This window comes from Methylobacterium nigriterrae (genome assembly GCF_037106235.1).
Lineage (GTDB): Bacteria > Pseudomonadota > Alphaproteobacteria > Rhizobiales > Beijerinckiaceae > Methylobacterium > Methylobacterium nigriterrae.
In genome coordinates, this window is sequence record NZ_JBAWTG010000131.1 from 1 (window position 1) to 12,850 (window position 12,850).

Annotated in this window: 8 protein-coding genes and 1 pseudogene; 4 read left to right on the forward strand and 5 right to left on the reverse strand. The window is 59.4% G+C overall.

Features of this window, described 5'->3' with window-relative positions; all coding sequences use genetic code 11:
* Nucleotides 1-110 precede the first annotated feature (110 nt).
* The 3 genes from WDW90_RS30585 (at nucleotide 111) to WDW90_RS40925 (ending at nucleotide 5,371) form a co-directional block, all read left to right on the forward strand.
* Nucleotides 111-578, forward strand: a complete 468-nt coding sequence (locus WDW90_RS30585) for a hypothetical protein (protein ID WP_336491284.1) — start codon at nucleotides 111-113, stop codon at nucleotides 576-578.
* Nucleotides 579-811: 233 nt separating this feature from the next.
* A complete protein-coding gene (locus WDW90_RS30590; protein WP_336491286.1) occupies nucleotides 812-3,706 on the forward strand; it encodes a hypothetical protein in 2,895 nt (964 codons plus the stop codon).
* Between the two features lie 1,404 nt (nucleotides 3,707-5,110).
* Nucleotides 5,111-5,371 carry a DUF6894 family protein gene (locus WDW90_RS40925; RefSeq protein WP_431311154.1) on the forward strand — a complete coding sequence of 87 codons (261 nt, stop codon included), beginning with the start codon at nucleotides 5,111-5,113 and terminating at the stop codon, nucleotides 5,369-5,371.
* 46 nt (nucleotides 5,372-5,417) lie between these two features.
* Here WDW90_RS40925 and WDW90_RS30595 read toward each other — a convergent pair whose 3' ends face one another.
* The 4 genes and pseudogenes from WDW90_RS30595 to WDW90_RS30610 form a co-directional block, all read right to left on the reverse strand.
* A complete protein-coding gene (locus WDW90_RS30595) occupies nucleotides 5,418-5,675 on the reverse strand; it encodes a hypothetical protein (protein ID WP_336491287.1) in 258 nt (85 codons plus the stop codon).
* 1,293 nt (nucleotides 5,676-6,968) lie between these two features.
* Entirely contained in the window at nucleotides 6,969-8,186 is a 1,218-nt protein-coding gene (locus WDW90_RS30600; RefSeq protein WP_336491288.1) for an ABC transporter substrate-binding protein, read from the reverse strand.
* 221 nt (nucleotides 8,187-8,407) lie between these two features.
* Nucleotides 8,408-8,824: pseudogene (locus WDW90_RS30605) on the reverse strand (SMP-30/gluconolactonase/LRE family protein); the annotation flags it as partial.
* 378 nt (nucleotides 8,825-9,202) lie between these two features.
* A complete protein-coding gene (locus tag WDW90_RS30610; protein ID WP_336491289.1) occupies nucleotides 9,203-9,985 on the reverse strand; it encodes an aspartate/glutamate racemase family protein in 783 nt (260 codons plus the stop codon).
* A 776-nt stretch (nucleotides 9,986-10,761) separates the two neighbouring features.
* Between WDW90_RS30610 and WDW90_RS30615 the strand changes: the two genes are divergently transcribed.
* Entirely contained in the window at nucleotides 10,762-10,914 is a 153-nt protein-coding gene (locus WDW90_RS30615) for a hypothetical protein (protein WP_336491290.1), read from the forward strand.
* 865 nt (nucleotides 10,915-11,779) lie between these two features.
* Here the strand turns inward: WDW90_RS30615 and WDW90_RS30620 are convergent.
* Entirely contained in the window at nucleotides 11,780-12,253 is a 474-nt protein-coding gene (locus tag WDW90_RS30620) for a Ros/MucR family transcriptional regulator (RefSeq protein WP_336491291.1), read from the reverse strand.
* Between the last annotated feature and the right edge of the window lie 597 nt (nucleotides 12,254-12,850).

The following is a 12,850-nucleotide window of genomic DNA, read 5'->3' on the forward strand; positions in this document are numbered from 1 at the left end:
CAGCTTTCTCCATTCTGCGTCGTCCAGCATCACTCCTCCCAGTCAGGAGGAGCAAAACGCCCGCACACGGAACACGTTCAAGGCCGAACAGGCCGTAGAGGATGTATATCATGAAAATCGTAACTCCCTTCGATCACGAAGAGCTCTTGAACCTCGGAGAAGTTGCAAATCAATATGCTACATATAAGCAGCGCCGAGAGGCGTCTCCCACGAGAGAATTCGCGCTATACTATGCGCTATATACTTACGCATTTCTTAGCAATTCGTCTTTGATATCTAACGCGAGTGAAGACGACTTTCTTTTCTTGACAGGCTGCCGACGAGAAGCCCCAGCAGGTCAGGAGATCTTGCGTGTTTTAGAGAGCCAAGCCCAAGCCGATGACTACTCCCTTCTAAGGGTGGCCCATGATCTTCTGGAGAGCGACGTGAAAATTCGATTCATCTTCAATGACGGCACAGGCATGCATTCAATTAGAAATTATGCCCCTGACGACTGGTCGTATCTCCGCATGAAAAATACTGAATTCGAGTTTTTGAGTATCACACTCGAATGCTCACCTGAGGATGCTTCTGACTAGTACGCCCAAACTCAGCAGTCCGGTAGCGCCGCTCCTGAAAGCCCACGCTAGTCTCCCCTCGGCCTCTCGAAGGCCGAGGATCCACAGCCTCGAATGCTTCGTTTGACGGAAGGTGCAGCGGTCAGAGGAACATTTTGGCTGAGCGGCAGACGCCGAAGTTATGAAATCGCCCTGCCTGCATGGCTGCGTGCGGTGTGGAGAACCCTGGCCAAGCTTGGTCACGGAGTAAGCTCGTGAGTCAGAACTTCAAGTTTACCTTCCGTGCACTTCCTCTGTCGGCTGCATCCAGAGCACAACTTGCCGGAATCCAGGAGAGCGTAGAGGCATCTGGCCGCATCCCAGCGACTAGGAGGGGATTGCTCAACATGATAGCTGAGAACGCATACGTCCCGAACCAGAAGAACTACGTCCCGGTTCGGGCCGAGAAGTGCATTCTTGGAATGCTGCCCGCTTCCCTGCTTCGGGTGAATGCCGGGATTCACGCGGCAACAGCAACCTTCTTCAGCAATCCGCTCGAGATCCCGGAAGGATTTGGCCTGCCTGATTTTGATCCGCAGAACGCTGCCCCACCAAAGACACGTCTGACCAATGCGGGCTTTGTTACCGTTACGCTAGAAATGGATTGCGAGACGCCCGGCCAGATAGATGAGAATCTAGAATGGACCAGAGATAGCGATGGGAAGAATGGCCTGCTGACTCGAGTCGATGCCGAGCTAAGCAAGTATAAGGATTACCGAGGCTTCTCCGCAGTGTATAGTGGCCGGCGTTCGATCCATTATCACTTCGTGTTCAGCATTGCGCATCTTGAAGCCGCGCCGCCGAACGCCGGGGAAACAACGCAACTCGGACTGAAGCAGTTAAATTACTCCGCTATCCTTGCGTCTGCACACAATTCTTACTGGGATTATGTTAGAACGTGCTTCGAGCAGATTGAAGGACGGCCCCTTCAGTTTGACACGACTATGCGATCTTGGCTCCAATGGAGGCGAACGCCTTGGGCTATGCGGCGCCTTGAGAAGGATTTTCCGCCACTAGGTCTGAAGGCTGGGATGTTAATTCCGCAAGTTGTAGTTCGGGAGAACATCCGCTCGAGAGCCGCCCCTCAGAGCGATGACTTCCTTGTCGCTCGAAATTTCTCACTGCCAGAACAGCGGGCTCGCTCTTCATCAACCTCCACAAGAAGAAGTTCTGCTGCAGCCGCAACGAGCGACGAGGCCTTGCGATTGCTTCAGAACATGTGCGCAGAGGAGTGGGAGATGGAATATCCAAAGCCAGTTTCTGTTCTCCTGCAAAATGGGGAGCATCTCATCCATTTTCAAAACCATGCAGATGATATCAATCCATCGACCGTAGCCCTCGGGGAATATCGAATGCTGCAGCTCAATGGCCGTCATCCGTTTGGCAGCCGCCGTTTCTTCCTGCCTGGGCACATGTCCGCCAATGAGCTGATCGAGCATCTTTCGTCGGAAGACGAGAACAGCCCGCATTTCGAGGCCTGTCCACGTAATCCGGCGTTATCCGTCGACCGCCATCCATTGGTTTTCGGACTTGAGGAGGAATTCCGCTCAACCGTCCTCACTGGACCTCCCGTCGAACAGCGTAGTGCCGTCCGGCGATCCCTAGGCGAGACAATATCTTACCTCCGTATGCTTGCTGCTGGTCAAAATGACATCCTGCTGGAGTCGGTGGAGGGAGTCGGCAAGACATCCAGTTTTCAACGTGAACTGGCGGGCGAGATCTTCGACGATGCGATGGCTGCCGATCAACACGGCGGTATGTCCTTCGCGTGCTTTGCGTTTCGCTCGTTGGAGCAGGCCCAGGCGAAGGCAGCAGAGTACTGCAGCCGCTACGGCGGTGGGGTAGTGATCAAGGGTCTTTGGCGGATCTACGAGGAGGCATGTGCTGCGACCGGCGGTCGGGCACTTTACCGCACTGAACTGCAGACCTCGTCTCGTGGTCCCTTAGGCGAGATCAAGCGGCGGCAGCCCATGGTGTTCGACGCCATGGAGGCCGTCCGGAAATCCCTCTGGTCGCAGAGGGGACCGTTCGACTCGGGAAGGACAATTCTGTTCATGAGCCATGCCTCGGCAATGCGCTGGCATCATAGCCGGATCACCCGGATTTGGGCTCACCCGAGATTCGATCCTGAGGCGCCCCTGGCGGAGCAGGCGCACTTGCGTGATGATTTCCGGCTGTCGAAGGTCGTGTTCGACGAGCCGGACGTCGACGAGATTCTTCACCGTTTCAGCCAGAAGGAATACGAGGCACTCTTAAGCTCGCAGGAAAATCATCCTCGCTGGCGGCATCTGCTAAGGTCCGAACGTCAGGGCATTTACATGCAGCTTCGTGCTGAGGGCGCTGTCCCAGCGTCGAGCTTCGAAGCCTTTGACGAGAGGATGCGCCTCGACCTGACGAAGCTGGAACCCGTTCAGGTTGATCCGGATCGTATACCGTTCGGGCGGCAACACGGGCCGTTTGACATGTACGCGAAGCAGCGCAATTACGTGTTCTATCTCGGGGTGCAACAGTGGATATTTGACGCCGGCTGCCGGTGGGCCTTCCTGACAACCGAGGATTTCGTATCGAATGTGATTGAGTCGTCCTACGCCAGGGCGGGACGCAAGAGCCTCCTAATTCGATGCGACCTGGACGAAGTCTCGGGCATCTATCCGGTTCCGGTGCCACTGTTTCTTGATAAGAGGGCCAGCAAGAGGCGCATTTCCGAGCTGGTTCAAGAGATCGCTGCAGCTCGTCCGAATGCTAAGATTATCGCCGACGTCGTGAAGGGCAGTTCTGTCACAAACTTCATCACAATGAAGGGATCCAACGATTTTCAGCATGACGATGTCTTCATCATCCCCATGTTCCCGAGCGATCATCTGTATGCACTGCTCAATGTGACGGGTATTTTCATCGGGAGTGATGATGTGATTAGCATGTACTACGCCGACCAGCTTAACCAAGCCGTCGGGCGAAATCGTGGTTTCCGTGAATCGGACAGACGATCGACCGCTACGGTTGTTGTTGCGTCACCGAGCTTCAGCAAAGCTGTGCTGAGGGGTCTGACACAAACACGGGTCGAGTTGCGTCAGACTGAGCGCAAACCTTGGGAAGGCCCGGCGCAATAAGCGACGGATGCCTTCTTGTTTCACCCCCTTCGGAAAGGTGAACCGTTACTATATATTAGTAACTGCCTTCGAGGGGGGGTAGCAAGATTATGCCACCGAGGCCGCAGGCCGAGGTGCGAGCCGAAGGCGAGCCGGGCTCCTGCCATCATACTGCGCCGGTTTCGGGCCGAGGCGAGCGGCGAGCCGGGCTCCAGGCAGAGGGCGGCTGCCTCCTAATCTCCGCTGATTCTAATGGGTCGGGTTGGCCGGTGGATGAGGCTACGCTTGGACGTGGCCTGTGGCATTTCCCTACCAGGATGCTCTACCCCCCAAACCGCCTTTTGGCCGGGTTCGCCTCGAAGGTGCCACGACCCTCCGGCACCCATGATGGTCGCGAAAGGGGGAATCCTGTGATGAGTTGTACCCTGCTGTCTGTCAGCGCCGGTCTGGCGGCGGTCTCAGTGGTTGCGGCTGGCCTCTTCGTTTCTCATGGGTTTCCCTCTCGAACAGGCCGGGACAGGCAAGCCTCCACGGTTACACCGTTGTCCAGACAGCAGAGATCGGCCACCGATGCAGAGGGGCAGTCCATCCGCACCGTGTATCCTGGGCCGAAGTCTGGGCCGGCGCAGCGCAGCACCCCATTGCAGGACGGAACGGCGGCAGAGCCAGCTTCACCGGCCGCAGCCTCGGCTGTGGCCTCGTCGTCCGCCCCACTACCAGGACCCGATACACTGCCCCAACCTGCGCCGCCTCAGGAGCAAGCTGACAGTACGCCGGTTACAGGCGCAACGACCGAGCCCTCAGCGGCCTCTCCCAGCAGTCAACAGGCGCCGGCAGGCCCAGGCGTCGATCTGAACACGGCTTCTGTCGAGGAATTAAATGCACTCGGGGCCGGTATGATCGGGCGCCGGATCATCGCATTCCGGCCCTGTGCCTCTCCCGAGGATCTCGTCACCAAGCGTGTGCTCAAGCGGAGCGACTTCGAGATCATCAAGGCGGCGGTCACCGCCCGGTAGACGGCCTCGATAATGCACGCTACAGCCTGCACGCCACCGGTCGGGCGAATCGCCCGGGCTTCTGTCGCCACTGGGACGCAACCGTCCGGCTCACACCAGCCACGCCATCTTATGCGTGACCGGAAGAGCACAACGCGACAGCCAAGGTGTGCTCCAGCCGTACGGACGTGCCACACACGGCAGCGACGCAGAATGAGCGTCAGGGGCTAAGTCTCTGTGCCGAGAGGGCATCTTGTCCCTAGAGGCGCCAGGCTCGCGATTATCATTCGTTATTTCGTGCGAAACCGTACTTAGCTATCCTATTGTCACTAGAAAACCAATCGTGGATATAGTGAATCACACACATGATTCGCTGAATCTCTCGGCAAATAGCCTCCCCAGCACAACCTGAGCTCGAAAGGTCATCCTAATGGCCCGGTACTTCTTTGATTTCCACGATCTCTACCTCACGACGCGTGATGATGAGGGGACTGAATGTGTAAATCCGAGTGACATTTCATCCGAGGCGTTGCGGGCCTTGTGTCAGGTCGCTGGGGACTATCCCGGAAGGTATGCAGACCAAAAGCTGAACGTTGTCGTGCGAGATGCCAGCGACCGTACTGTCTTCACCGCATCGCTGAACCTAACTGCGGCTTGGCACGCACAACAAGAGCAATCAAAGGCGGCTTAAAACTCAATTGAGATGGAGGAAGATGGGAATTAGTACTTGCGCATACTTATGCTACCGCAGATAAATGCCTCCCGCGCTCCACGGCGTCGGTGATCATCCGCTCCTCTTCAAGGAAGAACTCACGCATCGAGCTGTAGAAGCGATGCATCGAGCGGCAAGCCTCGTAGAGAGTATCGTCGGCTTCTGCCCTTGCTAGCCTCAGATACTCTTCTGCCTTAAGCTGAGAGACCTTCGCGCCCTCGGTGCAATCTGCGAGAGCCTTCTGGATCGGTAGCGGCGAGCTGACGATGTCAATCTGCGTCATGCCGTGTCTTTTCCTTCGCATACCTGCTGCTCTGGGCGGCGGCTTGGTCTTAGAGTCGAAAAGTTAATGATACAGAGGCCGGCGCACGAAATTTACCGGCCCCACTGCCGCTAGCTCGTTACCCACATCATCCAGATAACAAACGCAATCTGCATCAAAGAAAACGAGAACAGCAGATTGAGTGGGCCGATGAAGCCAGGCATTGGGTGGGAACCCGATTCGTTGCTTCAGAGTACGCTTCCTTCCACAATCAGCGGAAGTTCCCGTGCGGTTTCGCACGCTAATGACTGATACAGTACCGCTAGACCGGGCGCCTAGGAAACGCCACAAGTCACCTCAGGGCTTGGCCTTACTGATCAAAAGATGGGGGCAGGCAGACATGGCGATCATCATCCTAGACCCAGTGTCCGGTAAGCAGGTCGTGATCAACCTTCCGCCACCTCTTAAGCGGCCTCTCGGCTAGGCAATAACTATGTTTGTAATCGGCGACTTTCCGGTGCTTTGTCCATAGTAAACTTAGGGGGTAGCAATGATAGTTGTCCTTGAGGAATAGGCTATTGCTCGGACGCGATCCTGAGGGCCAGCCATTCGTCGATGCACGGGCCGAGCCTCTCAAGCGGGTCGGTTTTGCTCCAAGGGTAGGACGTGTCGGCCTCCCGCCAGATGCTCTGACCGAGAGCGTCAACGTGGATTGCAGCAGCCGCTGGCAGGCCATGCGCCTGACCCGACCAGATGCGGACATCAACGGAGATCCGCCGCATTCCTGGCACATCGGGGATCCGGTGTTCACCGAGGATCTTGCGCAGACCCTCAAGGGCGACCTCGACCGAAACGCCATCTCAACTCGGGTCAAGGCTCCCGCAGGAGGATTCCGGCTCACCAGCCCACAGAATCTCGTGCGTGATGGAGAGCCAGCGGCCTCGGTACCCTGCTTCTGCCCTCCCCTGATGCGGAGGTACGTGGAGATGACCGGCCACGCCTGTGGGGCGGATCATCACCCCACACGCAGAGTGGCCGTACTCAGCAAGCTTCTCTGTCGGCCGGCGCCTCCGGCAGCGTACCCTGCACCGGGAACAGGACGACATTGCTCGCGACAGTCGAAGCGATGGGCTCAGTCGACGTAGCGTCCTGGGTGGGCCTACGAGAACTACGGTGGACGGCCGCTCGGTCAGATTGCGCTGCAGCCGATCATCGTCACGCCGGCCCCCGCTACCTGGACGGCTTATTTGCATTCCTATTCAGAAGGCCGTTAGGCTCACGAGCGTCAGCGTACGAGCGCCTCTCAGATCCGACTCACCGCTGTGCACCGGGTTTTGTGACCAGTGGGCAGCCGCCCTCGTTGAGGGGGCGGAAGGCCTCCTTGCCGGGGATCGTGGCGAGCAGCTTGTAGAGATCCCACTCGCCCTTCGACTCGGCCGGCTTCTTCACCTCGAACAGGTACATATTGTGGATCTTGCGCCCGTCCGGCCGTACCTCGCCCTTGCCGAAGAGCGGATCGTCGGTCGGGATCTCCTTCATCTTGGCGACGGTCGCGGCACCGTCCTTGGCGGATTTCAGGGCCTCGACCGCCTTGAGGTAGTGCAGCACGCCCGAGTAGACGCCCGCTTGATTCGAGGTCGGTTTCTTGCCGCTGAAACGATCCGCAAAACGCTCGGAGAATGCCCGGCTGGCGTCGTTCAAATCCCAGTAGAACGGCTCAGTCAGCACGAGACCCTGCGCCACCTTGGTGCCAAGCGAGTGCACGTCAGAGGAGTAGATCAGCAGAGCCGCCAGCGCCTGTCCTTTTCCGGTTAGGCCGAACTCGCCTGCCTGTTTGACGGCGTTGATGGTGTCGCCGCCGGCATTGGCCAGCCCAATCACCTTGGCGCCGGAACCTTGAGCTTGGAGCAGGAAGGACGAAAAATCGGCAGTCGGAAAAGGCGCCCTGACCGAGCCTATCACCTTGCCGCCGTTCTTCTCGACCACAGCCGTGGTGTCACGCTGAAGCGTGTGGCCGAAGACGTAGTCGGCGGTGATGAAGAACCATGTGTCACCGCCACGCTTGACCATGGCGCTGCCTGTGCCGTTCGCAAGGGCAACTGTGTCGTAGGCCCAGTGGACGGTGTTGGGCGTGCATTGCGGCCCAGTGAGATCGGCCGTGCCTGCGCCGGTGTCGATGAAGGCCTTGTTCTTCTCCTTAGTGACTTGGCTCACCGCGAGCGCCACCGAGGAGGTCGGTACATCGAAGATGGCGTCAACGCCGTCACGGTCGAACCACTGCCGGGCAAGCGCCGAGCCGATATCAGGCTTGTTCTGGTGATCGGCCGAGACGACCTCGACGTTCAGACCGTGCTCGGCTGGCTTGAAGTCTTCGACTGCGATGCGTGCGGCAACAACTGAGCCCTCGCCGCCGATGTCCGAGTAGACACCCGAGCGATCTCCTAGGATGCCGATCTTGACTGGTGTTTCTGCCTCTGCTGCTCCCGTAAAGAATGCAGTAAGCACAATGCTCGCTTGAAATGCCTGCCTCATCTTTCCCTCCCCGCAGCAGTGTTGCTCTGAGATTGATCCTGTTGAGAGGTCGTGTCCAGGACCGCTCGGCGTTGTGGCACGAAGCCGTACCGTAAAGTTCAGGTGAGGTCGCCGAAAATCTGAAGACTCTGCCTCTTGGCAATGCCGAAGGTAGGCTGAGAGCAATCGATCGTGATCCGCAAGCACTATTATTTGTCAGGAGAAAGCTGCGGGATGTCCGCTCAAGTTGGGAACCCGCAACCCTGGCTATTCATCTCGACAGCATGAACAAAGGTCTCATTGCAGATGTAGAGCTGCTGGCCCTTCGGGCCGCCGAAAGCGAGGTTGGCGCAGAACCCGGGAGTTCGGATCGTCCCCAAGAGGGCGCTGTCGGACTTCCAGATCCGGACGCCACTGCCGGCCGCAGCGTAGACCCGCCCGTCCGCATCGACCGCATGCCCGTCGGGTGTGTCGTCGCCAAGCTTGGCGAAGGAGCGTTCGCGGCGGAGCCGGCCGTCTTCAACGTCATAGGCACGAATCTCCCGCCTGCCGCCCGATTCGCTGACGTAAAGGGTCCGCTCATCGGGCGAGAAGACGAGCCCGTTCGGCTGCTCGAAGCCGTCGGAGGCAACATCAAGCCGCCCTGTCGGATCCAACCGGAAGACGAAGCGGCCACGCTGCTCCGAGGGAGCGGGCCGGCCCTGGCTACTACCGCCTGGAGGTCCATGCTGGACGGGAAGGCGTTATCGTGAGTGCTCCGACCGAGCGGGACATCTGCATCGCTGGCGAGCGGGTTGTTCGTTACCTTTTCTGTGCAGATCTCCGAGCGAGCTGCGTAGTTGAGGGTCGGGACCCTGGGAGCGAACGGCGGGTCCAAGCCTATCTCATGGATGTGCTCAGTGGATTGCTCAACGATCAACGAGAGCTACCGAAACCTCTCTGGGCAACCGGCCGCGCCTCACGTTAGATTCATATGGACTGTGCCCGGTTCAACTCGCTCATCGACGGGGCGCCTTGCCCGATCCCCGACACGGCACTCACAACCTTGGTGTGAGAAAATCCTGGATCGCACCAGCCGGCGCTCGGGCAAAGATCCCTCGTCGGCTTGCCGCAACACCCGTGATCCGGTGGAGGCTCACGGCCATCTCGGCGGCTTTCAGAACCGTGGCGATGCCCTCCAGCACCACGGCTTCATGGACAAGGAAGGGCTGTTGCTCGGCAAACAGTAGCATCGGTAGACCACCAGCCGGAATGAGTACATCGGCACCAACCGCAACGAGCGGCTCGACTTGACGGACGAAGTCCTCTCGAACCTGCGCCTGCGTGGCGGGATCCTCAAAGGCTGCCATGAAGCGTGGTAGGTCTGCTTGGATGGCGGTCACGCCCGCAACACGCCGCTCCAGGCCATGTCGCACAATCTGCTCCTCGTGCCACGGAGTGAACACAGGGTCGATGGTCACGAGGCCGATCTTGCGCCCAAGCGTGCAGCCGTAAAGGAGACTGGCCTCCCCGAGGCCGACCACAGGAATGTCGACGGTGCCACGGCACTCGGTCAGGCCGGGCTCCTGGAAATGGCCGATGACGAAGGCATCGAAGCCTTGCTCGGAGGCACGCAGGGCGTTGCGGATGGTCTGATCGGCGCACCGGAACTCGGTGAGCGGGTGGAAGTAGCGGTCGGGCGGGCTGATGCCATGAACCTCGACGATTGTGCCGGGTGAACTGAGGTGCTGAAGCCTTGTGGCGAGGCGTGCAATGTAGGGCTGCTGCTCAACCTCATCGACGAAGCTCTGATACCAGATGCGGACAGGCTGGCTTGCCATGGATGCTGCCCCTTACGGAGAGACCGTATATGACCGTGTCAGTACGTCAGCCCGTGTGACCTGCCCTGCTCGCCATGCGGATCTCACTTCTTCGCGCAGATGGCTCGTGCCCTAAGGGGAGTTGGTGAGGCTCCCATGGAGAAGCAGTAGATGCTGGTCTCGTCCATGGCGGGCCGCTCGCCGCCGCTGCAAGTACCGCTCACGGCGAACTCCTCGGCCTTGCAGGCTGCAACACAGCGCCCGCCGGCTTCGCAGGTCTCCGACTGAACCCGCAGTCCTGCTCCCGAGGAGCCGGGCTTGCCTTCCGGACCCGCAGGCCCCGGTGCGCCGGCCGGTCCAGCCGAACCGGGATCCCCCTTGTCGCCTTTGTCACCCTTATCCCCTCTGTCGCCTTTGTCTCCCTTCTCCCCATGCTGTCCTTGCGGGCCCTCTGATCCTTGCGGCCCTGCAACACCCTGGGGCCCCCGAGGGCCGACAGGACCCTGAGGCTCGCTTCGAGCAGCCGGAGTGGGCGGCGGCTTGGAAGTCGTGGTGGCGGCTTGGAACAGGACGGCCGGCTCTGCAATGGATGCCGGTGCCCGCTCGCCAGGACGGCCCTGCAATCCCTCAGGCCCCCGCTGGCCACAGAAGCCGACGACGACCTGCCGGCTCTCGGAATGGGCTCGAATGGTAACCATGCACTCGGCAGGATGGTAGGCCAGACGGAAGGTAAAATGCCCGCCCCTGTCGGTGGTCACCTCGCCTCTGTCGTCCAAGGCCACTGTGGCAGGCACAGCATGAGTTGGCCCGAGCCGGCCCATGACCCGAAGCTCGCCATTCGCAATCATGGCCTGCTCGACGAAAATGTCGGCCGCTGCCGGCGTACCGGCAAAAGCGAGAGCAGCGAGGGAATGAAGCAGTTTGGCCATCTGCGGCCGGCTCCCGAATAGGTTAAGCGCATGAGCTTGGCGAGCAGGTCATGCAGCAGTCAACTCGGCTTACCTCAAATAAGTCGGAGATACCGCCAAAGGAATAATGCAACTCCTCTCTTCCTGATGTAAATGTCCCCGGCAGATTTTAAATTTATCTAAAAACAACAGTCACGAATATTATAAGGGCCGAATCGATAATTTGCGTTGTGCAGAACAGTCCGTTGCTTGCGATTGGCCCACGTGAAAATGGCTCGTCCGACGCTGATGGCCCGACAGCGAGCTGACGTTTCACAGATCCGTACAGGCGCTCGAGGGCGGCCTCGACCGAAATGCCATCTCAACTCGGGTCAAGGTTCCTGCAAGAGGCTTCCGGCTCACCAGACCCCAGATTCTCGTGCGTGATGGAGAGCCAGCGGCCTGGGTGCCCTGCCCTCCTCTGAAGTGGATCTATGGGGAGATGACCGCCACTTCTGTGGAGCGGATCATCACCCCACACGCAGAGCGGCCGTACTCAGCAAGCTTCTCTGCCGGCGGGTGCCACCAGCAGTGTGCTCTGCAGTGGGAATGGGACGACATTGCTCCCGACCGCCAAGGCGGAGGCGGCGGTGGACGTATCACCCTGCGCCCTGCATGACCTCAAACTGACCGACCGAGCAAACCGCTGGATCATCCTCATGTCGCCCCCGCTGTCCAAGCGCCGCTGCATCTGCCGGAGCAGCCAAACAGGTACCTTCTTGTGGTTGTTCATTGCCGCTCCATCGCCCGGTCACGCAAAGACTCTCGGGGTCATGGTGGCGATGGCACCATCCACATTTGTTGGTGGTGAAAACGGAAAACCTGAGTGGAGCTTGCTGTGCAGCAAAGCGGTCGATGATTTGCGTAATTACTTGCGGCCACGCCCTCTCGGTCGGTCTGGGCTGGTCACTGCAGCGCCTGTGCGACCAAGTCCGGTGGCCCGGGCCAGCTCCGAGCGTTGTGCGGCGTAGTTGGCGGCCACCATCGGGTAGTCGGTCGGCAGGCCGTAGCGCTGGCGGTAGCTGTAGGGATCGAGCCCGTGCTTCCCGAGGTGCCGCTTCAGCGTCTTGTAGGGCTTGTCATCAATGAAGCTGAAGATGGCATCCGGCGTGACAGACTTGCGGATCTGCGACGGCGTCGGCTTCTCGACCTCGGTCTCGGTGGTTGCAGCGGTCGGCTGAGAGAGGCTGAGGAACGAGGTGTGTACGGTCTGGATCAGGCCGGGTAGTTCCCCAGCCGCGACATGGTTGTGGGCCACGTAGGCCGACACGATCTGGGCAGCGTGCTCGACCAGCGGATGGTCCTGAGATTGCGGCAGCGAAGCATCATCATCCGATTCCATGGCAGGACCTCCTAACCAACCTCTACGTAGTTCGCCGCAGTCAGTTGGGTAGGCCAGCGACGGGTCGGGGTGAGGCCACGCCGATCACAGTACAGAGCATGGTTCCCCGTCTATGATTACCAGTCCTGCACATGGGCGCAGATTAGGATCTGTACCCGCCGAGCTGGGTTCGTCCGACACTGGTGATCCTGAGCCGGGCCGGCTTCTCGCAGACACGGGCGACAGCTCCCCCGGCGACCAGGGCATTGAGGGCGTCCGCCAGGGCCCGGAACGGCAGCCGGGATCGCAAAGCAGCCTCCAAATCTTTGAAAGGAACTCCTGCCTCGCCATTCTGGGGATCCAGAGCTTCGAGGATCTCCAGAACCGTGACGCTGTGCAGCGAGTCTGGTCGGGGTGCTCGTGGTCGCATGTTGCCTCTCATCGATGCCGATGAGGGAGCGTAACAGATCAAACCTGCAGACATAGTCTCGGGTGGAATTGGCCCTCCGGATCGTCCAGCTAGAGCGGATCCCGCGCTGCTTGAGACGGGTTTGCGGGTGGTGCGTTGACGGATGAAGGAGCTTGCCCATGCCTTCACCGTTGTCTGTGGACCTGCGC